General features: G+C 70.2%; 23 protein-coding genes and 1 pseudogene. 13 read left to right on the top strand and 11 right to left on the bottom strand.

The window, feature by feature from the left end; all coding sequences use genetic code 11:
• Positions 1-47: 47 nt before the first annotated feature.
• Positions 48-676 (bottom strand): annotated as a pseudogene (locus tag HNQ79_RS09695) (questin oxidase family protein); the annotation flags it as partial.
• Between the two features lie 457 nt (positions 677-1133).
• Between HNQ79_RS09695 and HNQ79_RS09690 the strand changes: the two are divergent.
• Positions 1134-2129 (top strand): sigma-70 family RNA polymerase sigma factor, encoded by a 996-nt coding sequence (locus HNQ79_RS09690; RefSeq protein ID WP_185029102.1) that lies wholly within the window; start codon positions 1134-1136, stop codon positions 2127-2129.
• A gap of 207 nt (positions 2130-2336) precedes the next feature.
• On the opposite strand, the gene HNQ79_RS09685 is transcribed toward HNQ79_RS09690, so the two are convergent.
• Complete coding sequence (locus HNQ79_RS09685) at positions 2337-3320, bottom strand: helix-turn-helix transcriptional regulator (protein ID WP_229923531.1); 984 nt, start codon at positions 3318-3320, stop codon at positions 2337-2339.
• A 63-nt stretch (positions 3321-3383) separates the two neighbouring features.
• Here HNQ79_RS09685 and HNQ79_RS09680 point away from each other — a divergent pair, with 63 nt between their 5' ends.
• The 4 genes from HNQ79_RS09680 to HNQ79_RS09665 all read left to right on the top strand — a co-directional run bounded on the left by HNQ79_RS09680 (position 3384) and on the right by HNQ79_RS09665 (position 9349).
• Entirely contained in the window at positions 3384-5060 is a 1677-nt protein-coding gene (locus tag HNQ79_RS09680) for an MFS transporter (protein ID WP_185029100.1), read from the top strand.
• 180 nt (positions 5061-5240) lie between these two features.
• Positions 5241-6002: a DeoR/GlpR family DNA-binding transcription regulator gene (locus tag HNQ79_RS09675; RefSeq protein ID WP_185029099.1), complete on the top strand. Its 762-nt coding sequence runs from the start codon at positions 5241-5243 to the stop codon at positions 6000-6002.
• A gap of 160 nt (positions 6003-6162) precedes the next feature.
• Complete coding sequence (pfkB, locus tag HNQ79_RS09670; protein ID WP_185029098.1) at positions 6163-7119, top strand: 1-phosphofructokinase; 957 nt, start codon at positions 6163-6165, stop codon at positions 7117-7119.
• 121 nt (positions 7120-7240) lie between these two features.
• A complete protein-coding gene (locus HNQ79_RS09665) occupies positions 7241-9349 on the top strand; it encodes a PTS fructose transporter subunit IIABC (RefSeq protein ID WP_185029097.1) in 2109 nt (702 codons plus the stop codon).
• Between the two features lie 188 nt (positions 9350-9537).
• Here the strand turns inward: HNQ79_RS09665 and HNQ79_RS09660 are convergent, their stop codons facing one another.
• The 3 genes from HNQ79_RS09660 to HNQ79_RS09650 form a co-directional block, all read right to left on the bottom strand.
• Entirely contained in the window at positions 9538-10401 is an 864-nt protein-coding gene (locus tag HNQ79_RS09660; RefSeq protein ID WP_185029571.1) for a DUF6227 family protein, read from the bottom strand.
• Between the two features lie 148 nt (positions 10402-10549).
• A complete protein-coding gene (locus HNQ79_RS09655; protein ID WP_185029096.1) occupies positions 10550-11656 on the bottom strand; it encodes a P1 family peptidase in 1107 nt (368 codons plus the stop codon).
• Positions 11657-11669: 13 nt separating this feature from the next.
• Positions 11670-12869, bottom strand: coding sequence for a low temperature requirement protein A (locus tag HNQ79_RS09650; RefSeq protein WP_185029095.1), 1200 nt, complete (start codon positions 12867-12869; stop codon positions 11670-11672).
• On the opposite strand from HNQ79_RS09650, the gene HNQ79_RS34470 reads away from it, so the two are divergent.
• The 8 genes from HNQ79_RS34470 (at position 12861) to HNQ79_RS09610 (ending at position 20409) form a co-directional block, all read left to right on the top strand.
• Complete coding sequence (locus tag HNQ79_RS34470) at positions 12861-13154, top strand: radical SAM protein (protein WP_308437342.1); 294 nt, start codon at positions 12861-12863, stop codon at positions 13152-13154. The genes HNQ79_RS09650 and HNQ79_RS34470 overlap by 9 nt on opposite strands.
• Before the next feature lie 364 nt (positions 13155-13518).
• Positions 13519-14655 carry an MFS transporter gene (locus tag HNQ79_RS09640; protein ID WP_229923533.1) on the top strand — a complete coding sequence of 379 codons (1137 nt, stop codon included), beginning with the start codon at positions 13519-13521 and terminating at the stop codon, positions 14653-14655.
• On the top strand, positions 14652-16985 hold the full coding sequence (locus HNQ79_RS09635) for a molybdopterin oxidoreductase family protein (RefSeq protein ID WP_229923534.1): 2334 nt from the start codon (positions 14652-14654) through the stop codon (positions 16983-16985). The genes HNQ79_RS09640 and HNQ79_RS09635 overlap by 4 nt, the downstream gene beginning before the upstream one ends.
• Before the next feature lie 6 nt (positions 16986-16991).
• The gene (locus HNQ79_RS09630) at positions 16992-17591 is read left to right on the top strand and encodes a 4Fe-4S dicluster domain-containing protein (RefSeq protein WP_185029094.1); all 600 of its coding nucleotides are present in this window, start codon (positions 16992-16994) and stop codon (positions 17589-17591) included.
• Positions 17588-18274 (top strand): Rieske (2Fe-2S) protein, encoded by a 687-nt coding sequence (locus HNQ79_RS09625; RefSeq protein WP_185029093.1) that lies wholly within the window; start codon positions 17588-17590, stop codon positions 18272-18274. Before HNQ79_RS09630 ends, HNQ79_RS09625 begins: the two co-directional genes overlap by 4 nt.
• The gene (locus HNQ79_RS09620) at positions 18271-18717 is read left to right on the top strand and encodes a hypothetical protein (protein ID WP_260421557.1); all 447 of its coding nucleotides are present in this window, start codon (positions 18271-18273) and stop codon (positions 18715-18717) included. The genes HNQ79_RS09625 and HNQ79_RS09620 overlap by 4 nt, the downstream gene beginning before the upstream one ends.
• Positions 18718-18722: 5 nt before the next feature.
• Positions 18723-20153: an MFS transporter gene (locus HNQ79_RS09615; protein WP_185029092.1), complete on the top strand. Its 1431-nt coding sequence runs from the start codon at positions 18723-18725 to the stop codon at positions 20151-20153.
• Positions 20154-20205: 52 nt separating this feature from the next.
• Positions 20206-20409, top strand: coding sequence for a hypothetical protein (locus HNQ79_RS09610; RefSeq protein WP_185029091.1), 204 nt, complete (start codon positions 20206-20208; stop codon positions 20407-20409).
• Between the two features lie 13 nt (positions 20410-20422).
• Here the strand turns inward: HNQ79_RS09610 and mscL are convergent, their stop codons facing one another.
• From mscL to HNQ79_RS09580, 6 genes are all read right to left on the bottom strand, one after another.
• Positions 20423-20890 carry a large conductance mechanosensitive channel protein MscL gene (mscL, locus tag HNQ79_RS09605; protein WP_185029090.1) on the bottom strand — a complete coding sequence of 156 codons (468 nt, stop codon included), beginning with the start codon at positions 20888-20890 and terminating at the stop codon, positions 20423-20425.
• 156 nt (positions 20891-21046) lie between these two features.
• Positions 21047-21493: an RcpC/CpaB family pilus assembly protein gene (locus HNQ79_RS09600; RefSeq protein WP_308437343.1), complete on the bottom strand. Its 447-nt coding sequence runs from the start codon at positions 21491-21493 to the stop codon at positions 21047-21049.
• A 291-nt stretch (positions 21494-21784) separates the two neighbouring features.
• Positions 21785-22657, bottom strand: coding sequence for an S-methyl-5'-thioadenosine phosphorylase (locus HNQ79_RS09595; protein ID WP_185029088.1), 873 nt, complete (start codon positions 22655-22657; stop codon positions 21785-21787).
• A gap of 79 nt (positions 22658-22736) precedes the next feature.
• Entirely contained in the window at positions 22737-23069 is a 333-nt protein-coding gene (locus HNQ79_RS09590; RefSeq protein WP_185029087.1) for an FmdB family zinc ribbon protein, read from the bottom strand.
• Positions 23070-23135: 66 nt separating this feature from the next.
• On the bottom strand, positions 23136-24428 hold the full coding sequence (locus tag HNQ79_RS09585) for an MFS transporter (RefSeq protein ID WP_373312564.1): 1293 nt from the start codon (positions 24426-24428) through the stop codon (positions 23136-23138).
• 227 nt (positions 24429-24655) lie between these two features.
• Positions 24656-26188 carry a potassium/proton antiporter gene (locus HNQ79_RS09580; RefSeq protein WP_229923535.1) on the bottom strand — a complete coding sequence of 511 codons (1533 nt, stop codon included), beginning with the start codon at positions 26186-26188 and terminating at the stop codon, positions 24656-24658.
• Positions 26189-26359 lie beyond the last annotated feature (171 nt).

Here is a 26359-nt window from a genome sequence, read left to right as displayed (position 1 = left end):
CAGGTCGTTGGCCCGGTCAGCTCGACGGCGTGAAACACCGTCACCGGCGACGCCGCCCACCCGGGCATGTGCGTGACGCGCGCGAGGCGCTCCGGGAAGCCTCCGTCCGTACACCGATGGGCGGTACCGCGTGCAGGGCACGAACGGCGTCGGCCGCTTCGGGCAGGGGGAGGACCGCAGGGGCGGGGTGGTGGCGGGCGGCCCAGTAGCCGAGGCCGTGGGCGAGCTCGACCAGCCGGGGCGCGGTGGCATCGACGGTCTCCGCGTCGCCTCCGCCTCCCGCGAGCAGGCCGCGCACCGCGTGGCCGACCCGGATCACCGGGTGCGTGGAACCGCCGTACATGCCGGGCAGCAGCCGCGGCCACCATTCGGCGAGGACGTCGCGCCAGGGCCGCTGCGCGAGCAGCTCACGGAAGTACGCGATCCAGTCGGCGGCCCGGCGCGGGTCCCCCAGCGCCTGCGGCCAGTTCGCGTGCGTCACGCGCGCGTGGCCGGCGGGGAAGTCCTCCAGCTTGCGGGCGTAGAGGTCGAGCCAGTGGTGCACGGCGGCGGCCCGGCCGCGGGCGGCGAGCGCCTCGACGGCCATCGGCGCGTGGTTGGAGAGCCGGCCGAGCCGCTCCGGACCCGAGCAGTGCAGGCGAGCCAGGGCCTCGTCGTGGATGCCGGTGGTGTCCATGCGGCGGACAGTAGGCGGCCGGCGCGCGCTCCGTAACGGGCTGCAGACCTAGGACGCGGGACGGGCCCCACCCCGGCAGTCCGGACATCGCGAGCAACCATCGGCCGGCCGGGGCCGTCTTCAGGGTGGGAGGGCAGCCGCGGACGACGCTCGTCGGGCGTGAAGTGGCTGTGGCGGACGTGATCGAGGCCTCGGCGATGAAGTGGCTGTAGAACTCTGCGAGCTCCGTCGGCAACGCCGCCACACCCGGGCTGACCTGCGTTTCTGTGGTGATGTAGGGCAAGAGTCCGCCGCGGTGGGGCGACAGGGTACTGCAAGATCAGGAAATTGAGCGCGGGTGCGGGGAATTCTGTCCCGATTCCAACCGTTGGATCCATTGGAAGCGGGGAACCCGGAAGGTGTCCCGGCAGCCACAGTCACACCACACGCGACCTACTCACGCAAGGGAGCACCAAGCATGGCAACCCGTGCCGTCGCCCGTCGGTCATCGACCGGATCGACCCGGGCCAGCAGCCTTCGCGCCGTAGGCGGGGAGATCGCCGACCGCGACCTGGTCGGCATGTACCTCGACGAGATCGCACGGACGCCGCTGCTCGACGCCGCCAAGGAAGTGGAGCTGTCCCAGACCATCGAGGCCGGTGTGTACGCACGCCAGATCCTCGACGGCGAGATCGCGGACTCCGAAGCCGCGGGTGCCTCCCGCGAGGAGCTGGAGGCGCTGTACGAGGCGGGTGAGCGCGCCAAGGACCTGTTCATCCGGTCCAACCTCCGCCTTGTCGTCGCCGTCGCCCGACGCTACCCGCGCAGTGGCCTGCCGCTGCTCGACCTCATCCAGGAGGGGAACGCCGGCCTGGTGCGCGCGGTCGAGAAGTTCGACTACGCCAAGGGCTTCAAGTTCTCCACGTACGCGACCTGGTGGATCCGCCAGGCCATCACCCGCTCCATCGCCGACCAGTCACGCACCATCCGCCTGCCCGTCCACCTCGTGGAGGAGCTGGGCCGGATCCGGCGCGTGCAGCGCGAGTTCAACCGGGAGAACGGGCGCGACCCCGAGCACGAGGAGATCGCGCGCGAGCTCGACTCAAAGCCGCAGCGCGTCAGCGACGTGCTGGACTGGGCGCGTGACCCCGTCTCGCTGAACATGCCGGTCGACGACGGCGGTGACACGCAGTTCGGCGACCTGCTGGAGGACACCTCCGCGGTCTCGCCCGAGCAGTCGGTGCTGTCCATGCTGCGCAGCGAGGAGCTCGAAGACCTCATCGGGAAGCTCGACGAGCGCACGGCGTCGATCATCCGCATGCGGTACGGCATCGAAGACGGCCGGGAGCGCACGCTTACCGAGGTCGGCAAGGAGCACGGGCTGACCCGCGAGCGCATCCGGCAGATAGAGAAGCACGCCCTGCTGGAGCTCAAGAAGATGGCCCGCGACACGGGCTTCGACGCGGCGGCGTAACCGGCGACTGCTGCGGCGGCAGGGGCGGATCCGGGACGCGGGGTCCGTCAGGTTGCCGCATCCTCTCCGGTGCAAGGCGCCCCGGCGCCGGACTGGCCGGGGTGCGAGCAATTGCCGTACGGGCAATGGGGTGGCCCCGTAACACCGTAGAGGGCAAGGGATCACCCCCAACTGCCGTGCGGGCAGGGCAGGGGTTCAGCCCTTGGCTCATCCCTCCCGTCTGGTGACCGCGCGGCTGATCCTGTCGCCCAGCGCCGCCAGGCAGTCCACCAGTTCCGGCGGCTCCTGAACGGCGAACTCGCAGCCCACCATGGCCAGCCGCACCCCCAGCCACTCCACCGAATCCCCGAAGTCCGTCTCCAGCCGGCAGCTCTCGTCGCCGGTCGCCACCGGCGCCCCCAGCGAGGCAGGCAGCCGCGCCGCCACGAACTCCGCCGACGCGTCGAACGTCGCCACGAGACGGTACGACTCCGGTCGCCCGTCACCCATCCTGTGCATCGACTGCCGCAGGAAGTCCGCCGCGTTGCCCGTCGGCACCCCGCGCGGCACGAACCGCGCACCCGTCGCGAAGGGTTCGCCGACCCGGTCCACCCGGAAAGTGCGCCAGTCCTCGCGGTCGATGTCGTAGGCCACCAGGTACCACCGGCGCCCCGTGCTGACCAGGCGGTGCGGCTCGACGAGGCGCTTGGACGCCGTACCGTCGCCCGAGCGGTAGCCGAACCGCAGCCGCTCCTGGCCGGCCGCCGCTCCCGCCATCACGGTCAGTGTCCGCGGGTCGATGCTCGCGCCGTCGCCGTCGGTCAGCGGGACCGTGGCGGCCTGGAGCGCGGCCACCTGGTGGCGCAGCCGTGACGGCAGCACCTGTTCCAGCTTGGCCAGCGCCCGTACCGACGCCTCCTCTATGCCCTCCACGGCGTGCCCGGCCCCGGCCCGCAGCCCCACCGCGATGGCCACCGCCTCGTCGTCGTCGAGAACCAGTGGGGGCATCGCCTTGCCCGCCACCAGGCGGTACCCGCCCTCCGCACCCATCGACGCCTGGACGGGATAGCCCAGGTCGCGGAGCCGGTCGATGTCCCTGCGCACCGTGCGGCGCGAGACGTCGAGCCGGGTCGCGAGTTCGCTGCCCGGCCATTCGCGGGGGGTCTGGAGCAGCGAGAGCAGTTGCAGCAGCCGTGCCGGTGTGTCGGTCATGACGTCAAGGATGCGCGCGATGTGGGCCATTCTGTGTCCTATATAGGGACTAATGTCGTCGGCATGACTCCAGCACCTCCGTCGGAGACCCCCGCAGGGTCTCCGATACCCGCCGTCGCCGCTTCCGCCGTCACTCCCACCCCCGCTTCCGCCGCCGGGCCCGCCCCGTCGGGCAGCGCACCCGCCGACCGCCGCCGCTGGTTCGCGCTCGCCATCGTGATGACCGCCGCCTTCATGGACCTTGTTGACGTCACGATCGTCAACATCGCGATCCCCAGCATCCAGGGCAGCCTCGGTGCGTCCTTCAGCGCGATCCAGTGGATCACCGCCGGTTACGCCCTCGCGTTCGCCGCCGGTCTCATCACGGGCGGCCGGCTCGGTGACATCTACGGCCGGAAACGGCTGTTCCTCATCGGCATCGGCGGCTTCACCGTCGCCTCGGCGCTCTGCGGCTTCGCCGCGAACCCCGACATCCTGGTCGCCGCGCGCATCCTCCAGGGGGCGACGGCGGCCCTGATGGTCCCGCAGGTGCTCTCCATCGTGCACGCCACGTTCCCCGCCCACGAACGCGGCAAGGTTTTCGGCCTGTTCGGCGCGATCGTCGGCCTCGGCGCGGTGATGGGTCCGCTGCTCGGCGCGCTGCTCACCGAGTGGAACCTCTTCGGTCTGGAATGGCGGCCGATCTTCCTGATCAACTTGCCGGTCGGTATCGCGGGCCTGATCCTCGGCCACAAGTTCATCACCGAGTCCAAGGCACCCCGGGCGCTGCGCCTGGACCTGCCGGGCGTCGGCCTGGTGACCCTCGCCCTCCTCGCGCTGATCTACCCCCTGATCCGGGGCCGCGAGCTGGACTGGCCGGTGTGGGGCTACGTGTCCATGGCCTGCAGCCTGGGCGTGCTCGCGATCTTCGTCGCGTACGAGAAGGCGAAGACGCGCAGGGACGGCTCACCGTTGGTCGAACTGTCGCTGTTCAGGGTGAAGAGCTTCGCCGCGGGCATCGCCGTGCAGCTCACCTTCGGCGTCTTCAGCGGCATCTTCTTCATGGTGTGGACGCTGTACATGCAGATCGGCCTCGGCTGGAGCGCGCTGCGTGCGGGTGTCACCGGCATCCCGTTCTCGATCGCCGTGTCGGTGGCCGCCGGCCTCTCCGTACAGAAACTGGTCCCTCGCTTCGGGCGCAAGGTGCTGCAGGCGGGTGCGCTGACGATGGCGGTCGGCATGCTGCTGTACATCTTCGAAGCGCGACACTTCGGCGCGGACATCACCTCCTGGCAGATGGCGCTGCCGCTGATCGTGATGGGCCTCGGCATGGGGCTGATCGTGGCGCCGCTGACGGACGCGGTGCTCTCCGAGGTGCCCAAGGAGCACGCGGGCTCGGCGTCCGGACTGATCAACACGACCGGGCAGACGGGCAACGCGTTCGGCATCGGTCTGGTGTCGGTGGTCTTCTTCGGGCTCGTCGACGACAAGGCCGAGGCGGCCCGGGGTGCGCAGAGCGCGGTGCCCACCGCCTACGCGGAGGCCTTCCAGCACGCGATGGGCTGGGTCGTGGGCGTCATGGTCGTGATCTTCCTGCTGATGTTCGCGCTGCCCAGGAAGACGGCACGGAGTGAGGGCGGGCCGGACGCGCCGACCGGTGCGGGGGGCGCGGGCGACGTACCCGGCGGATTCGACGTACCCGGCGCGCGCACCGGACCCGGTGCGATAGCCGGGGAGAAGGAAGCGGCGCTGACTGTGTGAGCGACGTACCGCGGGAGGGTGGGGGCCCGTGCCGGTCCGGAGACGGACCGGCACGGGCCCCCACCCTTTCTGCTGCCCGACCCGTTGCGGCGGATGCCCGAATGAGTTTACTTGCGGCAGTCGTAGGCATACTCTGGCGTGTAATCCACAGGGTCGGGCACGGAACGGACGTAAAGCCACATGTACGCACCGGAGCGTCAGCAGGAGATCCTCCGTCTCGCCCGCGAGGGCGGCCGGGTCGATGTGCTCTCCCTCGCGGACACCTTCCAGGTGACCGCCGAGACCGTACGGCGCGACCTCAAGGCCCTCGACAGGGCCGGCCTGCTGCGACGCGTGCACGGCGGCGCCATTCCCGCCGGACGGCTCGACTTCGAGCCCGACCTCGCCGAACGCGAGTCCACCGCCGCCGACGAGAAGGACCGCATCGCGCGGGCCGCGACCGGCGAACTGCCCGACGAGGGCAGCGTCGCGCTCGACGCGGGCTCCACCGCCGCCCGGCTGGCCGCCGCCTTCCCGTTGGAGCGCGGCCTGACCGTCGTCACGCACTCGCTGCCGGTCGCCGCCCGCCTCGCCGACCACCCCGGCATCGATCTGCACCTCGTCGGGGGGCGGGTCCGCCACCGCACGCGCGCGGCCGTCGACGCCTGGGCGCTGCGGGCGTACGGAGAGATCCGCGCCGACGTCGTCTTCCTCGGCGCCAACGGCTTCTCCCTCGCCCACGGCCTCACCACTCCTGACCTCGCCGAAGCCGCCGTGAAGCGGGCGGTGATCGCCGCGGGGCGCCGGGTCGTCATGCTCGCCGACTCGGCGAAGCACGGTCAGGAGCACTTCGCGCGGTTCGGCAGCCTGACGGATGTGGACCTGCTGATCACCGACACGGGACTGAGCGCGGCGGACGCCGCCGCCATCGAAGCGGCCGGAACGGAGGTCCGACGTGTCTGAACAGCCCCGCAGAGGTGAACGCTTCGGCACGACCGACCGGTCCCGCGCGGCCCACCCACCCGGGGTGCCAGACCGATCCGGTGCTGTGGACCGGCCCGGTGCGATGGAACGACCCGGCGCGACCGGCCGGCCCGGTGCGCCCGAAACGAGTGCGAGCCCCATGATCCTCACCGTCACCCCCAACCCCAGCCTGGACCGCACCTACGAGGTCCCCGCCCTCATGCGCGGCGAAGTCCTGCGCGCGACCTGCGACCGGATGGATCCGGGCGGCAAGGGCGTCAATGTCTCGCGTGCGGTCGCCGCGGCCGGTCACCGCACACTCGCCGTCCTCCCGCTGGGCGGCGCACCCGGTGCACTGGTCGCCGAACTCCTGGGCGCCGAGGGCATCGAGGTGGCACCCGTCCCGGTGACCGGGCAGACCCGCTCCAACATCGCCGTCGCCGAACCCGACGGCACCCTCACCAAGATCAACGCGACCGGACCCGAGCTGACCGCCGCCGAGTCGGAGGCACTGCTGACCGCGGTACGCGCGCACTCGGCCGACGCGAGCTGGATCGCCTGCTGCGGCAGCCTGCCGCGCGGGCTCGGACCCCAGTGGTACGCGGCCCTGGCCGCCCGCGCGCACGAGGCGGGCGCCCGTATCGCACTCGACACCTCCGGACCCTCCCTCCTCGCGGCCCTGCGCGAACGCCCCGACGTGGTCAAACCGAACGTCGAGGAACTCGCCGAGGCGGTTGAGCGTCCGCTCAAGACGGTTGGGCAGGCGCTCAGGGCGGCCGAGGAACTGCGCGGGAGGGGCGCGCGCGCCGTGCTCGCCAGCCTCGGTGCCGACGGCCAGCTCCTGGTCGCCGACTCCGGTACGTACTTCGGCCACGCGCGCGTGGAGGCGGTACGCAGCAACGTCGGCGCCGGGGACGCCTCGCTCGCCGGGTTCCTCGCGGCGGGCGGCGAAGGCCCCGGGGCGCTGGCGGCGGCGGTGGCGCACGGTGCGGCGGCCGTACAGCTGCCGGGCAGCGTGATGCCGACCCCGGACGACCTGGACCCCGCGGGCGTGACGGTCACGGCCGACATCCCCCTGGACCGCGTACTGACGCAACCCGCGGAGTACGCGCGATGAGCGCGACCAGAGCACAAAGCGCGGGTACCGCAGGCGCAGTGAGTGCTCCTGTGCGCCCGGCCCGCACCCCCGCTCCCCTCCCTGCCTTCCCCGATTCCGCATCCGTGCGAAGGAGCCCGCGATGAGCCAGATGATCACCGTGGACCTGGTCGACCTCGACCTGGCCGCCGAGAGCAAGCAGGAGGCGGCCCGAGCGCTGGCCGCCCGGATGGCGGGGCTCGGCCGGGTCACCGACCTGGACGCTTTCCTCGCCGACGTCGCCGCCCGCGAGGCGCAGATGCCCACCGGCCTGGAGGGCGGCATCGGCATCCCGCACTGCCGCAGCGCACACGTCACCGAGCCCACGCTGGCTTTCGGCCGCAGCACCGCCGGGGTCGACTTCGGCGCCCCCGACGGCCCGGCCGACCTGATCTTCCTCATCGCGGCCCCGGCCGGCGCGGACGACGCGCACCTGACGATTCTCTCCAGCCTGGCGCGACACCTGATGAACGCCGCATTCAGGGACGCGCTGCGGGCGGCGGGCGACGCGGAGTCGGCCGCCGCGCTGATCCGTGGGGACGCAGCGCCGGAGGCGGCGAGCGCGGCTCCGGCCTCCACGGCACCCCCGGCCGCCCCGACGCCGACCTCCGCAGCACCTCCCGCCCAGGAGACTTCCCCCGTCGGCGAGGCTCCTTCCGCAGCGGAGGCGCCTTCCGATGCGGAGGTTCCTTCCGCTGGGGAGGCGCCTCTCGATGCGGGGGCGGCCGAGCCGTTCCGTATCGTCGCCGTCACCTCCTGCCCCACCGGCATCGCGCACACCTACATGGCCGCCGAAGCCCTGGAGCAGGCCGGCAACCGGGACGGGGTCCAGCTCACCGTCGAGCCCCAGGGATCCTCAGGATTCACCCGTCTCGACCCCGCCGTCATCGCCGCCGCCGACGCGGTGATCTTCGCGCACGACGTGCCGGTACGGGACCGCGAGCGGTTCGCCGGGAAGCCGACGGTGGACGTCGGAGTGAAGGCGGGCGTCAACCGCCCACTGGAACTCATCGCCGAAGCCCGGCAGAAAGCAGCCCGCGGCGACCTCTCCACCGCACCCGCGAAGGGCAGCCCGGTCGAGAAGTCGGGGGAGGCGGGGGAGGGGTACGGTGCCAAGCTGCGCAAGTGGCTGATGTCCGGCGTCAGCTACATGGTGCCGTTCGTCGCGGCCGGCGGTCTGCTGATCGCTCTCGGGTTCGCCATCGGCGGCTACCAGATCGACAAAGCGCCTTCCGTGATGGAGCACTTCGCGTGGGGCGACCACACCAGCTGGGCGGCGCTGCTGTTCCAGATCGGCGGGCTCGCCTTCGGCTTCCTGATCCCGGTGCTCGCCGGATACATCGCGTACGGAATGGCCGACCGGCCCGGACTCGTGCCCGGTTTCGTCGGCGGCTCGATCGCCGTGACGATCAAGGCCGGGTTTCTCGGTGGCCTGGTGGCGGGTCTCCTCGCCGGCGCGGTCGTCATGGCCATCAAGAAGGTGCGCGTTCCGGCCGCCCTGCGCGGGATCATGCCGGTCGTCGTGATCCCGCTGCTGTCGTCGACCGTCGTCGGCTTCCTGATGTTCCTGGTGGTCGGCGAACCCATCGCCAAGCTGCAGTCGGCGCTGACCGACTGGCTGTCCGGGCTCAACGGCAGCAACGCGATCGTCCTGGGCATCGTCCTCGGCCTCATGATGACCTTCGACCTCGGCGGTCCCTTCAACAAGGTCGCCTACACGTTCGCCATCGGCGGCCTCTCCGCCGAAGCGAGCGACGGCAACCTCAAGGTCATGGCCGCCGTGATGGCCGCGGGCATGGTTCCGCCCCTCGCGATGGCGCTCGCCACCACAGTGCGCGGCAAGCTCTTCACCAGGACCGAGCGGGAGAACGGCAAGGCCGCCTGGGTGCTTGGGGCCTCCTTCATCACCGAGGGCGCGATCCCGTTCGCGGCGGCCGACCCTCTGCGGGTCATCCCGGCCTCCATGGCGGGTGGCGCGGTCACCGGCGCGCTGACGATGGCCTTCGACAACACTCTGCGCGCCCCGCACGGCGGCATCTTCGTGGTCCCGCTGATCGGCAATCCGCTGCTCTACGTGGTGGCGATCGCGGCCGGTGTCGGTGTCGCGGCGGGCCTGGTCGTACTGCTGAAGGGCATGCGCAAGCAGCCCGGGACCGCCGTCGGGCACGAGGCGGGGACCGAGGCCGACGCGAAGTCGGCCGTCGCGGCCTGACGCCGACACCGTACGAAACCGCACCCCGGGCCCAGGAGCGCGCGGTCGGCCGGGTTGGTCAACGCGCCCCTTGACCAACCGACCCGAGGATCAATCGCCCGGTGTTGCGCCTGTCCGTGGGTCGCCCACCGGTGCCCACCCGGTGATCAACCGTCCGATGTGCCGCGCGTCCGAATCACAGTCACCGGTCAGCCCACCCGTCCGCGAGGCTCCATCGCCTCGCGGGCGGTCCGTTCGTCGGCGTACACCTCACACATGTGCCGGCCGTCGGGGGTTGCTGTGTGCTCGACCTCCCACACGCTGGCCTCACTGCCGTCCAGCAACAGGAACGCGTGCTCGTAGAGCGTGAACCCCACCGCCCTCCCCTTGATGCGGCACTGCCGGCCGTACACCTGCGTGATCTCGTGCGCCAGCGCGTCCGCGAGCAGCCGGGCGGTTTCCGGACCGGGCCGGTCCGCGTTCTCCGCGCGGCGCAGGACGCGGCGCGCGTGGTCGGCAGACTCGTCCGGTACGTAGGCGCGCCTGGCCTGCCGGTGCGGATGGGCCAGCAGTCCGGCCAGCGTCTCCAGATCCGTCTCCACCCCGCCCGCCTGACCGCACGACAGGTCGTCGGAGAAGCCGTCGCAGAGGTCGTCGGAGAAGCCGTGGGGCGAGAAGCCGACGGAGCCGTCCCCGTACTCCGAGGGGAGCGGCAGGTCGCCCGCGGGCGAACCGGCTTCCCTCGGCAGCCGATTGGCGGCAAGCCTGGCCTCGCCCACGTCGACGTACAGCTCGTGCTCGGTGCTGCGGTCACGACCCGCGTTGTGCACCAGCTCCCAGAGCGTGAGCGAGGAGCCGTCGGCCAGCAGGAAGGCGTGCCGGTACAGGGACCGGCGCAGCCCGGCGCTGTGGTGCGAGGAACGCAGCGACGAGCTGTGCGCCAACGCCGTGTCCAACCGCTCCACGGTCTCGTCGGGCAGGTCGAAGGAGTTCAGCGCGCGGCCCAGGAGCCGTCCGAGGTGATCCTCGGTCGTTTCGAGGCCGTCGCTCTCGTACTCGTGCGGATCGTTCAAGGACTTCTCCAGGCCGTCGCCGCGGGTAATGCTCGTGGTACTCAAAGTAGCCACTAGGTCTGACATCGCGCCCCGGTTTGCAGGAAAACGAAGGGCGGCGTACGAGAGGTTCCCGCAAACCGCCCCCGGTCTCCCCCAATTTCTCCTCTCACGGGCCCGCGGCGTACAGGTCCTGGTACGCGGGGAAAATCCCGCCCGGCCCGTCGACCCCCGAAGCCGCCCGCACCGCCTTCACGATCGCCCTGGTCACCGTGTCCGCCCCGGCGGCCAGCACCTCGTTGACGGCAGCCGCGGTCAACTGCTCCACGAACGCCGGTCCCTGGTCCCCCGGCAGCAGCGGAACGGCCCCCGTCGACAGTGCGAACACCGTGTCCCCGTCCGTCAGCAAGTGCACGGGCCGCAGGGCGCGCGCGAAGCCGTCGTGCGCCGTCCCCGCCAGCTTCTGCGCCTGGGCACGGGTCAGTCCGGCGTCAGTGGCGACGACCGCGAGGGTCGTGTTCAGCGGCGGGCGCACGGAGGCGGCGTACCGGCGCCCGGACTCCTCCCGCGCCGCCCGCACGCGCCCCAGGGCCTCCTGATGAATCTCCTCGGCGGGATAGTCGACCCGCCCCTGGAGGTACTCCCCGTACAGCACCCCGGTCAACGGATCCACCGCCGAACCCGCCGCGTTGACCACCACCAGCGCCGCCACCGTCACCCCGGAGGCCAGCCGCACACTCGCCGTGCCGACACCGCCCTTCAGCCCGCCGACCACCGCCCCCGTACCGGCCCCGACCACGCCCTGTTCCACCGGAACGCCCACGTCGGTACCCGCGGCGGCCACCACGGCCGCCCGCCCCGTCGACGCGTCCGGCCTGGCCCGCCAGTCGCCGCCGCGCCCCAGGTCGAACAGGCACGCCGCGGGCACCACCGGCACCACCTGCGCCGGGTCGGGCCCGATCCGGAACCCGCGCTGCCGCTCCTCCAGCCAGCCGGCCACCCCCGAGGCGGAGTCGAGCCCATAGGCACTGCCGCCGGTCAGCACGACGGCGTCGGTGCGCTGAACCAGGTTGCGCGGATCCAGGGCGTCCGTCTCCCGTGTACCGGGGCCGCCGCCCCGTACGTCCACGGCGGCGACCGCTCCCCCCTCGGGGGCGAGGACGACGGTGGTGCCGGTCAGGGCGTGCGCTGCCGCCACGCGCGCGTGGCCGACCCGTAGTCCGGCCACGTCCGTCAGTGCGTCGTTCGGTCCCGGCTTGCCGGTGAGGTCTGCCATGGTGCCTTGCGTATCACGCCGCTCGGGGCTTGCGAAGGGCGTCGGAGTCGGGCCGGGCGGACAGCGCCACGCCGAACGCCACGGTCACCGACATCACCAGGCCGGCCGCCAGTACCCCCCAGGTGCCCAGGAAGGTGCAGGCCAGGACGGCGAGGACCGTCACCGGCATCAGCGCCTTCTCCGCCACGTCCCGCTTGACGTGGCGCGCCTGCAGGAACCAGCCGGTGAACAGGAACAGTGCGGTCGGGACCGTCACCGTGCCGGTCGCCGCCACCGGGGAGATGTGCGCCTGCCCTGTCACCTGCTCCACCGCCACCTCAATGCCCGCACCGATGGCCGCCGCCGACCCGAGGATGAACAGGTGACCGTAGCCCCACTGCACCGCCCGCTTCATCGAGGTGAGACGTTCCTGTGCGGGTGCGGCGAAGTAGATCCACCAGGCGGCGAAGACGATCAGCAGGCCGCCGCCGGCGATCGACAGCAGTTCCCCCAGCGCCTCGTGTTCGTCCAGGCCCTCCTGCACGGCGACGGTGGCGGCGGTCACCGTCTCGCCGAGGACGATGATCGTGAACAGGCCGTAGCGTTCGGCCACGTGGTGCGGGTGCCAGGCGGTGTGGAAGCCCCGCTCGGCGACCAGCGGCACGCTCAGTTCGGCGGCGGCCAGCACCACGAAGAGGTAGAGCCGCGTGCCCTCGGGCACGAACAGAACGGTGAACCAGCCCACCTGGACGAGCGCGAGGCCGACGGCGTACTTGAGGGCGGTGGCGCGCTCGGCCCCGCTGTTGTGCCGGGCGACCCGCAGCCACTGGCAGGTCATCGCGAGGCGCATCACCACGTAGCCGGCGATGCAGACCGCCCAGTTGGCGTCGTCGAAGGCGCGCGGCACCCCGGCCGCCAGCACCAGGACGCCCGCGATCTGTACGAGCACCGCCAGCCGGTAGAACACGTCGTCGTTGTCGTAGGCGGAGGCGAACCAGGTGAAGTTCACCCACGCCCACCAGATGGCGAAGAAGACCAGGACGTAGCCGAGTACGCCCGAGCCGAAGTGGCCTTCCGCGAAGGCGTGCACCAGCCGGACCCCGGCCTGGGCGACGGCGACCACGAAACACAGGTCGAAGAACAGTTCCAGGGGGGTGGCGGCGCGGTGCTGCTCGTAGGGACTGCGTGACGTCATCCGGCGCAGAAGCCCGGCGGGCGCGGTGGGGTGGGTCATGCGTACCAAGAGACCAGAGGCGGCGGCCGGGCGCGCGCGGAGGCGGCCAAGTACACGACGTTCATCCGCGCGGCGGGCGGCGGCGCCACCCTCAGCGGCGGCGAAACCCTCCTCCAGCCGGTCTTCGCGGGCGAACTCCTCCACCGCCGCAAGCACGAGCTCGGCCTGCACACCGCACTCGACACCTCCGGCTACCTCGGCGCACGTGCCACCGACGCACTGCTCCGCGACGCCGACCTCGTCCTTCTCGACATCGAGTCCTGCGACCCGGCCACGTACACCTAGGTCACCGGCCGAAACTCGCCTCCAATGCTCGCGTTCGCCCGCCGCCTGGCCGACCTGGACAAGTAGATCCACGTACGGTTCGTTCTCGTCCCCGGACCGACCGACGACCGCGCGAACACCGACGGAGTCGCCGCCTGCGCCGCGTCCCTCGGCGTCGTCTCCCGTGTCGACATCCTGCCCTTCCACAAGCTGGGCGAGGCGAAGCGGGATGCCCTGGGCAATACCTTCCCGCTCCGCGGCACTCCCTCTACCGGCCGGCGTAGGTCGCGGCGCGGCCGCCCGCGAGATCTTCACGGCACACGGTCTGTGCGCCATTTGATTCACCCAGCGGGTGAGAGGTCCGTATTCGCCCTAATTTGAGTGCGTGACCGAGCCCATGCCCTCGCCGCCGCCCGCGCCCCCCTCCCCGAGCCCCGACGGCACGGGAAGGTCACCGGTGGACGCCGTCCCCTCGTTGTCCGCCGCCTCCGCCGCCCCGTCCTCCGTCACCCGAAGAGCGACGCTGGCCGGCACCGTGGTCTCCGTACTTCTTATCCTCGCCATCTACTTCGGCAGCCGGATGCTGAGGGACTTCGACTCCGCGCTCCTGCCGTACGCGGTGGCCACCGTCTTCCTCGCCTTCGGCGTGGCCTACCGGTATACCGTCTGGGTCTCCGCCCCCGGCGCCCGCCGCCTCTTCACCAAGGGCTGGGGCAGCCTCTTCTCCGCCGAGAACTTCCGCAAGGCGCCCACCGCGCTGCCCAGGATGATCGCCACCTACCTCGGCTTCCAGAAGTTCCTCGGGGCCCGTTCGCACGCCCGCTGGGCGGCACACCAGCTCATGTTCTGGGGCTGTCTGCTGGCCGCCGCCATCACCTTTCCACTCACCTGGGGCTGGTTCACCTTCACCTCCGGCAGCGGTTCGGGCCCCGGCTACGAGATGCGCGTCTGGGGCGTCAAGATCCTCGGTTTCAACTCGGCGAACATCCTCGGCTGGCTGATGTTCCACGGCCTCGACATCGCCGCGGTCCTGGTCATCCCCGGCGCCTCGTACTTCCTGTGGCGACGCATGAAGGACCGCGGCGCGATGACCGGCCAGCGGTTCGCCTACGACCTCGTACCGCTCATCGCCCTGATCATCATCTCGGTGACCGGCCTGCTGCTCACCTTCTCGTCGATCTTCCTGCACGGCGGCGGCTACGAGTTCCTCGCGCTCCTGCACATGGTGTCGGTGGTCTTCACACTCATCTACATCCCGTTCGGGAAGTTTTTCCACATCGTGCAACGGCCGGCCGCCGTCGGTATGCAGCTGTTCAAGTACACCGCCCGGCAGAACGACGACATCTTCCGCTGCCGCCGCTGCGACACCCCGATCGACACCGCGCCGTACGTCGAGAACCTCGAATCCACCATGCGCGACCTGAAGCTCGACTTCGCCCAGTGGGCCGAGTACTGCCCGCGCTGCAAGCGCGAGCTGCGCGGCAACGCCTACCTCTCGCACGTCAAGAAGGGCTTCAAGTGACCGCGCAAGACGTCCCGCTGGGACCGACCGTACGGGCGCACGTCCCGCTGGACCCGTCCATCGCACCTCCTGGCACCCGCGGCTTCCGCGACGCCGGCGGCATCCCGGCGGACCAGTGGCACGCCGACCAGAACGGCGAGACCCTCGTCCCCACCCACTGCTGCTTCTGCGGCGTGCAGTGCGGCATGTACCTGCGTGTCGACAAGGGCGGCAAGGTCTTCGGCGTCGAACCGCGCAACCACGACATCAACCGGATGCGGCTGTGCCCCAAGGGCATCAACGCCTACCAGCAGGTCAACCACCCCGACCGGCTGACCGCACCGCTGATGCGCCGCTCGCGCGACGAGGAGTTCCGCGAGGTCTCCTGGGAGGAGGCCCTCGACTTCACCGCGTCCGAGGTACGCCGCATCCAGCAGACGTACGGGAACGACGCGTTCGGCATGCTCGGTGGTGCGAGCCTCTTCTCCGAGAAGACGTATCTGGTCGGCAAGTTCGCCCGCGTCGCCCTCAAAACACGACATGTCGACTACAACGGTCGCCTGTGCATGGTCTCCGCCGCCGGCGCCAACAAACTCGCCTTCGGCATCGACCGCGCGGGCAACCCGTTCTCCGACATCCTCCTCTCCGACTGCCTGCTCATCGCCGGCTCCAACGTCGGCGAGTGCTTTCCGGTGATGACCCAGTACCTGTGGGGAGCCCGGGACCGGGGAGCCACCCTGATCGTCATCGACCCGCGCGAGACGGCCATCGCGCGTACCGCAGACATCCACGTCGCCCTCAAGCCCGGTACGGACGCCGCGTTCTTCAACGCCGTCCTGCACGTCGTCGTACGGGAGAACCTCGTCGACGAGGCGTACCTGGCCGCCCACGCCACCGGCTGGGAGGAGGTCAAGGAGAAAGTCGCGGAGTACCCGCCGGAACGCGCCGCCGAGATCTGCGGGATCCCCGCCTCGCAGGTCGTGCAGGTCGCCCGCACCTTCGCGAACGCCGGTAAGGCGATGGCCTGGCACGCACGCGGCATCGAACACCACTCGCAGGGCGTGGAGAACTGCCTGACCGTCATCAACCTCTGCGTCGCCACCGGCCACATCGGCAAGCCGGGCGCGGGCTACGGCACCATCACCGGCCAGGGCAACGGGCAGGGCGGCCGCGAACACGGCCAGAAATCCGACCTGCTGCCGGGCGGACGTTCCATCATGAACGACGAACACCGCCGGCAGATCTGCGAGATCTGGGGCATTGAGGAGTCCGAACTACCTCCCGCCGGAACCTCGATGATGGAAATGGTCTGGCAGATGCAGCGCGGCGAGATCCGCGGACTGATCGGCGTCTGCAACAACCCCTTCGTCTCCCTCCCCAATTACCGGGTGGTGAAGGAGGGGTACGACGCAACGGAGTTCCATGCCCAGTTCGACTTCTTCCTTTCCGAGACGGCCGCCAACGCGCATGTCGTCTTCCCCGTCACCACCTGGGCCGAGGACGAAGGCGTGATGGCCAACGCGGAGGCCCGCGTCGTCAAGCACAACAAGGCCCAGGAACCCCCGGTCGGCGTCCGCACCGACACCTGGGTGATGTGCCAGCTCGCCCAACGTCTCGGCACGGGTGACAAATTTGCCTTCGCCGGGTCCCGCGAGGTCTTCGAGGAACTGCGCACCGCCTCCGCCGGCACCGTCAACGACTACTACGGCATCACTTACGAGCGCCTGGAAGAGACCGGCGGCATCGCCTGGCCCTGCCCGGACATCGGCCACCCCGGTACCCCACGCCTCTTCGAGGACGGGAAGACGTACCACCCCGACGGCAAGATCCACCTCCAGGTCGTCGAGTGGCACCAGCCTATGGACCCGTACGACGACGACTTCCCGATGTCGCTCACCACCGGCCGCACCGTGGCGCACTTCCTCTCCGGCAACCAGACCCGTCGCCTGGGCGCACTCGTCGAGCAGACCCCGCGCCCGTGGGTGGAGGTGCACCCTTCGCACGGATTCAAGAACGGGGACCCGGTGCGCGTCGTCACGCGGCGGGGGAGCGCGGTCTTCCCGGCGCTGGTGACGGAGGCGATCCGTCCGGACACCTTTTTCGTCCCCTACCACTGGCCCGCCCCCACGGCCGCCAACGTCCTCACCATCGACGCCCTCGACCCACGGTCCAAGATCCCCGAGTACAAGGTCTGCGCCTGCCGCATCGAGCGCGCGGACCACGTCGACGAGGTCCCGGGACCACCGGTCGCCCCCGGCCACCAGGCGTACCCCGAGACCCAGGTCTCCCGCACCGACATCCTGCCGCCCACCGCCCCACAGGGCCGGGCGACCGCAGAAGAGAGGCGCTGACCAGCCATGATGGGTAAAACAATCTTCATCGACCCGGGTCGCTGCATCGGCTGTCAGGCTTGCGTCTCGGCCTGCCGCGAATGCGACTCCCACCGCGGCAAGTCGATGATCCACCTCGACTACACCGAGCCCGGCCAGTCCGTCGCCTCGCTGCCCACCGTCTGCATGCACTGCGAGGACCCGGTCGCACCCTGCGCCGAGGTGTGTCCCGCCGACGCGATCCTGGTGACCGCCGACGGGGTCGTGCAGCAGGCGGACACCACCCGCTGCATCGGCTGCGCGAACTGCGTCAACGCCTGCCCCTTTGGCGTACCCAAGATCGATCTGGAAGCCAAGCTCCAGATGAAGTGCAACCTCTGCTACGACCGCACCGCCTACGGTCTCGCCCCCATGTGCGCCACGGTCTGCCCGACCGGCGCGCTCTTCTACGGCACGCTCGAAGAGCTCCAGGCCGAGAGGCCCGGCGTGCAGGTCGCCGACTCGTTCGCGTTCGGGGACGTGATGGTCTCCACCGGGGTCGCGATGGTCGTCCCCGCCGACAAGGTCCAGTGGCCGGTGCCCGGCGGGCTCCCGGTCGTCGAGGTGAACGGAATCGACGTCCGATGAGTACCGTCCAGCCGCCCTCGCCGGGCGACATCGAGACCCCTCCGGGGGCGGGCGACGCCCAAGCGGCCCTGCACGACCGGATCAGCGCCGACTCCCTCACCACCCGTCGCGACTACCTCCGCATCGTCGCTACGGTCTCCGGCGGCCTCGCTGTCGGCGGCCTGGCGGTCGCCGGCGGAGTGCTGCACCGGCACGGCGAACCCGCCGGAGGCGGCGTTCCCCAGGCGAAGAAGATCGCCGACGGGCTGCCTCCCGGCGAGTCGCTCTCCTTCCGCTACCCCGGCGAGGAGGACCGCGCCGTCGCCGTACGCCTGGAGGACGGCTCACTCGTGGGCTACTCCGCGGTCTGTACCCACCTCGCCTGTGCCGTCCTGTGGCGCAAGGACCGCGGGCGCGAGGGCGAGCTCTACTGCCCCTGTCACGAGGGGATCTTCGACGCCCGTACCGGCGAGGTCACCGCCGGGCCACCGCCCCGCGGGCTGCCCAAGGTCGTCGTCGTCGAGGAACAGAACGGCAGCATCTGGGCGATCGGTACGACCCGTTCCGGCGAGAGCGTGGAAGCCGGCCTGTGCCGCCAGCTCCTTGACGAACGACCGGACTTCGCCGCCCGCGTCGGCTGCCCAGGGGCTGCCACCCAGCAGGCCCCCGGTGTCGACCCCCGCCAGCAGAGCAGGCAGACATGACCCACCCGCACCTGCCCCCCAGCCCCGGTGGCCCGCCGCACCCGGAGACCTCCGCCGGCGCACCGCCTCTCCCGAACACCCCCGCCGACGCCCCGGCCCGCCCTGACTACCGTCCCGGCAGCGCCGACCCTCGCCTCAACCGGCCCATGCGTGAGCGCTACCCGCAGATCCGGGCCACCAGCGGCTACGGCGACCCCCGAGTCCGTCACACCGGGCCGGGACCGGGTGCGGGGTCCGAACAGGAGCCGGAGCGCTCCGCCAAGCTCACCGCCCGCCTGGTACTCGCCCTGTCCGTGGTGATCGGCCAGCTCTGGGCCCTGACCATCACCGTCAACGAGTGGATGAAGGGGGACACCAGCACCGCCTGGTGGGGGGCGGGCTTCCTCTGTCTTTCCTTCCTCGCCGTCCTCCTCCTCTGGCTCCTCGACCCCAAGGACCGGTGACCTCCATGGCGACGGCAACATCCACCGGGGAAGGCCAAGGGACCGGCGCCGACACGTACGGACCGGGCACGACCATCAACGACTGGCGTCCCGAGGACGAGTCCTTCTGGCGGACCACCGGCCGCAGGGTCGCCAAGCGCAATCTGTGGGTCTCGGTTCCCGCACTGATGCTGGGCTTCGTCGTCTGGCAGGTGTGGTCGGTCACCGTCGTCAAACTGGCCGACGTCGGCTTCGACTACTCCAAGTCCCAGCTCTTCTGGCTGACCGCCATCCCCGGCATCACCGGCGGTACCTTCCGGATCCTGTACACCTTCATCGGGCCGATCTTCGGCGAGCGCAAGTTCACCGCGTTCTCCACGATCATCCTGATTGCCCCGATGCTCTGGCTCGGCTTCGCACTCCAGGACACCGGCACCCCTTACTGGGAAATGGTGCTCATCGCAGCGGTCTGCGGTCTCGGCGGCGCGAACTTCGCCTCCTCGATGGCGAACATCGGCTTCTTCTTCCCCAAACGGGAAAAGGGCAACGCCAACGGCATGAACGGTGGCCTCGGCAACCTCGGTGTGTCCGTCGTCCAGCTGGTCGCTCCGCTGGTCATTACGGCCGCGGTGCTTCTGGCTCCGGCCGGCGGCCCGCTGAAGAGCCGGGAGACCGGTGAGGACGTCTGGCTCCAGAACGGCGCGTTCCTCTGGGTACCGTTGCTGGTGATCATGGCCCTGCTCGCCTGGTTCCTGATGAACGACCTCAAAGTCGCCGCAGCCCCGTTCAGCCAGCAGAAGATCATTTTCCGGCGTAAGCACAACTGGCTGATGACCTGGCTGTACGTCGGGACCTTCGGCTCGTTCATCGGCTTCGCCGCAGCCCTGCCCAACCTGATCCACACCACGTTCACGCCGATCAATCCGGACTACTCGGCCACCACGTACGCCTGGATCGGCCCGCTTGTCGGGGCCCTCGCCCGCTGGGGCGGCGGCTGGCTCTCGGACAGAATGGGCGGCGCCCGCGTCACCGTGTTGTCCTTCGTCGGCATGGGAATCGCCCTGGTGGTCGTCATCACCGCTCTCCCGCACAGCGGTGACAACGGCAACTTCTGGGTCTTCTACGCCGGTTTCCTCGTCGCGTTTCTCTTCTGCGGCCTGGGCAACGGCTCGACCTTCCGGCAGATCCCGGTGATCTTCCGCGAACAGCACCTCCAGGACGCGGAGGGCAAGGGCGAACAGGCGCGGGTGGCGGCGCTCAAGCAGTCCGAGATGGAGGCGGGCGCGGTCACCGGCTTCAGCTCCGGTATCGCCGCCTACGGCTTCTTCTTCATCCCCGCGATGTTCGCGAACTTCCCCGTGGTCAACTCGCTCTGGGTGTTCGTTGCCTTCTACGTCACGTGCTTGGTCGTCTGCTGGTGGTTCTACGCCCGTAAAGGCGCCGAGGCCCCCAGCTGACCGGGCGGCCGGCTCCGCGGGGCGGGTCGGCTGTCCGCCGTACCCTTGAGGAATGAACACCTCCGACCACGCCGCCCCCGCCCCGGCCCGCCCCGAACCGGAGACGGGCCGCAAACCCGGGCTGATCTTCGACGATCCGCTGGACCAGCAGTCGTCGGACGACTCGGACCGGGGCTGGGGCGATCGGCCCACGGCGAGCGGTGGTACGACGGACCTCGCCCGCTTCCTCGACGAGAAGCCGCCGCACCACGTCTGATCCGGACGAGACCCTACGGGTTGCTTCGCCCCGACCCGCGCTGCGCGACCAGGGCGTCCCTGATCTCCTTCAGCAACTCGATCTCGGTGGCCTCCATGACCTCCTCGGTTGCTGCCTTCGCCTTCTCCCGGGCGGCCCGCCGGGCGAGGTACTTCGCCATCGGCAACACCATCAGGAAGTAGACGACGGCCGCGGTGATCAGGAAGCTGAGCGCCGCGCTGAGCACGGAGCCCCACATGATCTGAATGCCCTCGACCGTGCCGTCCGGGGCCTTCCCACACGTGGTGAGACAGGAGCTGTACTTCTCCAGATCCTGCGTGCCGAAGGCGCCGACAAGGGGATTGATCACGCCTTTGACGATCGAGTTCACAATGTTGGTGAACGCAGCACCGATGACCACAGCAACCGCGAGATCGATCACGTTGCCGCGCATCAGGAAGGCTTTGAAGCCTTCCAGCAGGCTGGTCTTCTCGTCGCTCACGAATGAGCCTCTTTTCGCATGTGCAGGGGGCTGAGCAGACTTCTCCGCCACTTAAGGCAGCACCTGTGGCCGCTGTCCAATCTGCCAACCCGTATCGGTGACCACACTGTTCGTCAGTGCAATTCGGTGCACGAACTGCGCAAGAAACGCAAATGGTCAGCACAGTGTCACCGCCAGTCGCGACGTCGATCCCGCGCCTGCCAACTGCGTTGCGGTGGCACGGGAGACGGACAGCACCACCAAGGCCCCGCCGTCCGGGGTACCGTCCCAGGACATCTCTCCCGGCCTCGGCACATCAGCCACGCGTACCCCCGACGCCACCACCCTCGCCGCCGAACTCTCCGCGCCAGTAGCTGAGTTGACGGACGCGATCACGTCCACCCGGTCCCCGCGTCGCAACAGCCGAACCGTCGCCGCGTCCGCGATCCGCACCGGCGCGGACACCAACTCCGCAGGCACAACCGCCCGGCGGCCGGCCGATACGTCCGAACCGGAGGCCTCCATGTGCGCCTCCGTACGCTCCGAGACATGCGGCGCCGAGAACACCAGCACCGCGGCGGTCACCGCAAGCCCCGCCGCCACCACCCGTCGCCTGCGCCGCAAGGCCCGCCCCAACCTGTGCCGGCCACCGCCGCCACGTACCCGCAGAGGCGCGAACTCCGGCACACCGAACGGCTCGGGCGGGGGCAGGGAAAGAGGGAGCGAGGGGAGCAACGAGGGCGGAAGCGAAGGGGAGGACATGAAGGATCACCACCTGGTCGCAAGGGGTGCTCGGACTGAGCACTACTCACGATCCCCGCTCCCTGCCCGTCCCGCTGGAGCCTGTGTACAGACCTCTGACTGTGGACAACTCCCTCATACTCGCGAGGCATACCGGGAGGCCCTCCGCCAACTTCAGGGAAGCGCGATCCCCGTTTCGATCCCGTCCAGAGCATGCGCGCACAGGCAGTCCCGCGACGCGTTCGAGGGCAGCCCCGCCACCGCGTCGAACAACACACCGCGCAGCCGGTCGACATTCGCACCGAACACCTTCAGCACCTCTTCATGACTGACGCCCTCACCCGTCTCCGCGCCCGCGTCCAGATCGGTGACCAGCGCCATCGACGTGTAGCAAAGCCCCAGCTCACGCGCGAGGACCGCCTCGGGGTGGCCGGTCATGCCGACCACTGACCAGCCCATCGACGCGTGCCACACCGACTCGGCCCTGGTCGAGAAGCGCGGGCCCTCGACGACCACTAGCGTCCCGCCGTCCACCGGCTCCCAGTCCCGCCCGCGCGCCGAGGCCAGCGCCGCCGTGCGGCCCACCGGGCAGTACGGGTCGGCAAACGACATGTGCACGACCTCGGGGAGCTTCCCGTCGACGGCGCTCTCACCGTCGTAGTACGTCTGCGCCCTGGCCTTCGTACGGTCGACGAGCTGATCCGGCACCAGCAGCGTGCCCGGCCCGTACTCTGCCCGCAAACCGCCCACCGCGCACGGCCCGAGCACCTGGCGTGCGCCCACCGAGCGCAGCGCCCACAGGTTGGCCCGGTAGTTGATCCGGTGCGGCGGCAGGTGGTGGCCGCGCCCGTGCCGAGGGAGGAACGCCACCTTCCGGCCGGCGATCTCGCCCAGGAACAACGAGTCGCTGGGGCGGCCGTAGGGGGTGTCCACCTCCACCTCGGTCACGTCCTGCAGGAAAGAGTAGAAGCCCGAGCCGCCGATGACGCCGATCTCCGCCTGGCAGCTCTCGTTCCGCGTGGTCGGTGCCTGCGCTGTGTTCGCCATGGCCGTCACCCTAGCCCCGGCTCGAAACGCCGGAGTCCCCGCCGTCCGGAACGGCGGGGACTCCGGGAAGAAACGATTCTCAGGCGGCCGAGGAGGACCCCGAGGAGGAGCTCGACGAACTCGCAGAGGACGACGTCGACGACGAAGCCGCAGGCTTCGCATCCGATGTGCTGCCCGACGTGGACGACGCAGCGGCCTTTGAGGCCGAGGACGCCGCCGTGCTGCTCGACGACGAGCCACGGCTGTCGTTCCGGTAAAAACCTGAGCCCTTGAAGACGATGCCGACCGCAGAGAAGACCTTCTTCAGGCGTCCCTGGCAGTTCGGGCACTCGGTCAGTGCGTCGTCGGTGAACTTCTGAACGGCCTCAAGGCCTTCGCCACACGCCGTGCACTGGTACTGGTAGGTCGGCACTTGCTCCTCCTGGCACTCTCACTCGTTGAGTGCTAACGACGGTCCATAGTGACGTATTCCGCTGGATCAGTCCACCGTGACCGGCACGCGGTGACCCATGCCACGCGCCGCGACCCTTCCGGTCGAGGGCGGCAGCAGTCGCGAGCGCAGCACGATCAGCACGGTGAGTGCGAGCGCTGTGCCGCCCAACGGGACCAGGAAACCGGCAGTCGACCCGAAGGCGTCGGTGAGCCGCCCGGCGACCGTCACGGCCATGGCCTGTCCGAACGCCACCGCGCCGGTCAGCCAGGTGAATGCCTCGGTGCGCGCGGTGGCCGGGACCAGCGTCTCCACCATCGTGTAGCCGGTGATCAGCGCGGGTGCGATGCACAGGCCGACCAGAAGACCGAGTCCGGCCAGCAGGGGCACGGAGTGCACGGCCCACAGTCCAGATGCGAACAGTGTCAGGCCGGCGTAGCCGGTCATCAGGCGGCGGCGCGGGCCCACCTTCCAGGCGATGGTGCCGCAAGCGACGCCGGCCAGCATGTTTCCGGCCGCGAAGACTCCGTACAGCAGCCCGTTGATGCCCGGGTTGCCGATCTCCTCGGAGAAAGCCGTCAGCGAGACCTGCATGCCACCGAAGACGGTGCCGATGCCGAGGAAGGCGACCGCCAGGACGCGCACGCCCGGCACGGACAGCGCGGAAGCGTGCTTGACGCGCGCTTCGCCCTTGGTGTGGCTGGGGGCCGGCTGGGAGCGCTTCTGCGCCGCGAAGAACAGGCCGCCCGCCAGGGTCAGGGTCGCCTCGGCGATCAGACCTGCCGCCGGGTGCACGCCTGTACACAGGGCGGTGGCCAGCACGGGGCCGACCACGAAGGTGAACTCGTCCGTCACCGATTCGAAGGCCGCGGCTGTCGACATCAGCGGCGAGCCGTCCAGCTTCGCCGCCCAGCGCGCCCGCACCATCGGACCGACCTGCGGTACCGAGGCACCGGCCGGGACCGCCGCCGCGAACAGCGCCCACATCGGCGCATCGGAGAGCGCCAGGGTGACCAGCGCGCCGACGGATGCCGCGTGCACCAGCACGCCCGGCAGCAGTACCGCCCGCTGTCCGAAGCGGTCGGCGAGCTTTCCGCTCTGCGGGGCGAACAGCGCCATGGAGACACCGGTGACGGCAGCGACGATGCCGGCGCTGCCGTACGAGCCGGTGGTGTGCTGCACCAGCAGCACGATGCCGATGGTCAGCATCGCGAAGGGCTGCCGGGCCAGGAAGCCTGGGATCAGGTAGCCCCACACCCCGGGGGTGTGCAGCAGCTGCCCGTAGCTGGGGCGCTTGCCGCTCTTGGGTGCGGTGGCGTCGGTCGTGACCGTGTTCGTCACGGCCCTTGCCTTTCTGCCGCCTGGTAGCGCTCCCCTTGCATTTACGGGCGACATGTCGCCGTACATGGGCACGCATCGCGTGCGGGATCCGCCGAGAGCTGTCCTCTTGCGCAGGACCGGCGGTAGGTACCAGGCCCCCTGCCACGGGTTCAAGCGGCAGGGGCGGCCGCCGTGCGGTCGCGCCAGCTCTGCGTCAGGCAGAGTTGGTCGATCAATTCACCTTCATGTTACAGGTGCTTCCGAGTAAAGGGCCTTGCTTTCGTTGTTTTTCCTCCGGTGGGGGTCGGAGCTGGTTCCCCGCCCGTGCCCAGCCAGTCCGCCAGCTTGCCGCCCTGGCCGACCGCGCGCAGCCGCCTCTCGGCCGCGTCCCGCACCGGGTCGGTGGCCACCACCAGCAGTTCGTCTCCGCGCTGGAGGACGGTCGTCGGCTGCGGTACGAAGCTGGTGCCGTTGCGGACGACCAGGGTGACGGCGGCACCGGGCGGCAGCCGCAGTTCGGCCACCTCCACGCCGTGCATCCGCGACTCCGTGGGGACGAAGACCGACAGCAGGTGCCCGCGCAGCCGCTCCAGCGGCGCGGATTCGATACCGAGGTCGGCCGCGGTGTCCTCCGACTCCTGGAGGCGCAGCCGCCTTGCCACCCAGGGAAGCGTCGGCCCCTGCACCAGGGTGTAGACGACGACCAGGACGAAAACGATGTTGAAGATCTGGTCGCTGCCCTCGATGCCGCTCACCATGGGGATGGTGGCGAGCACGATGGGCACCGCCCCGCGCAGGCCGGCCCACGACAGCAGTGCCTGTTCGCGCATCGACGTGCGGAACGGCAGCAGACTCAGCAGGACGGACGCGGGCCGGGCGACCATGGTCAGGACAAGACCGACGATGATCGCCGGCCAGATGTCGGCAACGAGTTTGTGCGGCGTGGCCAGCAGCCCCAGCAGCACGAACATGCCGATCTGTGCCATCCAGCCGAGCCCGTCGGCGAAGCCGCGGGTCGCCGCCCAGTGCGGCAACCCGGCATTGCCCATGATCACTGATGCCAGGTAGACGGCGAGGAAGCCCGAGCCGTGCGCCAGCGCTCCCGCCGCGTACGCCGTCACCGCGATGGCCATCACGGCGATCGGATACAGGCCGGAGGCGGGCAGGGCGACGCTGCGCAGCCCGAGTGAGCCGAGCCATCCCACCGCGAGGCCGATGGCCGCGCCGATCGCGAGCTCCAGCGCGATCTCGCCGAGCAGGTGGTACCAGCTGTCTACGGGGCCCACCGTGGAGAACGCGACGACCAGGATCACCACCGGAGCGTCGTTGAACCCCGACTCCGCCTCCAGGACACCGGTCAGTCGGCCGGGCAGCGGCACTTTGCGCAGCACGGAGAAGACCGCCGCGGCGTCCGTCGAGGACACCACCGCGCCGATGATCAGCGCTTGCCGCCAGTCGAGACCGACCAGGTAGTGCGCGCCGGCCGCGGTGATTCCCACGCTCACCGCGACACCGAATGTCGACAGGACGACCGCCGACGGAAGCGCCGGTTTGATCTCTTTCCACTTCGTCCCCAGGCCGCCCTCGGCCAGGATCACGACGAGTGCCGCGTAGCCGATCACCTGGGTCAGCTCGGCGTTGTCGAACGCGACGTTGCCGATGCCGTCCTGACCGAGTGCGACACCGATTCCGAGGTAGATCAGCAGACTGGGGAGGCCGCTGCGGGAGGACAGGCGCACGGCCGCGACAGCGACCAGGAGGACGACGGCGCAGATGAGCATCAGTTCGTTGAGCTGGTGGACAGTCAGGGGCCGGTCCTTTCCTGGGGCCTGCCGGATCGTTCCTTCCGACGGCGAGGTAGTTTCATTACCTTACCTAATCTTTGATGTTTCCTTAACGCCGCTCCGCTGCTCTCCCACGAGGTGTTCCGGAGACCGAGTCGGGAGCGGTAC

This window comes from Streptomyces candidus, assembly GCF_014207445.1.
Lineage (GTDB): Bacteria > Actinomycetota > Actinomycetes > Streptomycetales > Streptomycetaceae > Streptomyces > Streptomyces candidus.
This window is presented reverse-complemented; position numbering and strand designations above follow the sequence as displayed.

Bases quoted from the DNA above. Each gene is read 5' to 3' on its own strand.
- HNQ79_RS09690 (WP_185029102.1), top strand. From the start codon at position 1,134: ATGGCAACCCGTGCCGTCGCCCGTCGGTCATCGACCGGATCGACCCGG.
- HNQ79_RS09685 (WP_229923531.1), bottom strand. From the start codon at position 3,320: ATGACCGACACACCGGCACGGCTGCTGCAACTGCTCTCGCTGCTCCAG.
- HNQ79_RS09680 (WP_185029100.1), top strand. From the start codon at position 3,384: ATGACTCCAGCACCTCCGTCGGAGACCCCCGCAGGGTCTCCGATACCC.
- HNQ79_RS09675 (WP_185029099.1), top strand. From the start codon at position 5,241: ATGTACGCACCGGAGCGTCAGCAGGAGATCCTCCGTCTCGCCCGCGAG.
- pfkB (WP_185029098.1), top strand. From the start codon at position 6,163: ATGATCCTCACCGTCACCCCCAACCCCAGCCTGGACCGCACCTACGAG.
- HNQ79_RS09665 (WP_185029097.1), top strand. From the start codon at position 7,241: ATGAGCCAGATGATCACCGTGGACCTGGTCGACCTCGACCTGGCCGCC.
- HNQ79_RS09655 (WP_185029096.1), bottom strand. From the start codon at position 11,656: ATGGCAGACCTCACCGGCAAGCCGGGACCGAACGACGCACTGACGGAC.
- HNQ79_RS09650 (WP_185029095.1), bottom strand. From the start codon at position 12,869: ATGACCCACCCCACCGCGCCCGCCGGGCTTCTGCGCCGGATGACGTCA.
- HNQ79_RS09630 (WP_185029094.1), top strand. From the start codon at position 16,992: ATGATGGGTAAAACAATCTTCATCGACCCGGGTCGCTGCATCGGCTGT.
- HNQ79_RS09625 (WP_185029093.1), top strand. From the start codon at position 17,588: ATGAGTACCGTCCAGCCGCCCTCGCCGGGCGACATCGAGACCCCTCCG.
- HNQ79_RS09620 (WP_260421557.1), top strand. From the start codon at position 18,271: ATGACCCACCCGCACCTGCCCCCCAGCCCCGGTGGCCCGCCGCACCCG.
- HNQ79_RS09615 (WP_185029092.1), top strand. From the start codon at position 18,723: ATGGCGACGGCAACATCCACCGGGGAAGGCCAAGGGACCGGCGCCGAC.
- HNQ79_RS09610 (WP_185029091.1), top strand. From the start codon at position 20,206: ATGAACACCTCCGACCACGCCGCCCCCGCCCCGGCCCGCCCCGAACCG.
- HNQ79_RS09595 (WP_185029088.1), bottom strand. From the start codon at position 22,657: ATGGCGAACACAGCGCAGGCACCGACCACGCGGAACGAGAGCTGCCAG.
- HNQ79_RS09580 (WP_229923535.1), bottom strand. From the start codon at position 26,188: ATGCTCATCTGCGCCGTCGTCCTCCTGGTCGCTGTCGCGGCCGTGCGC.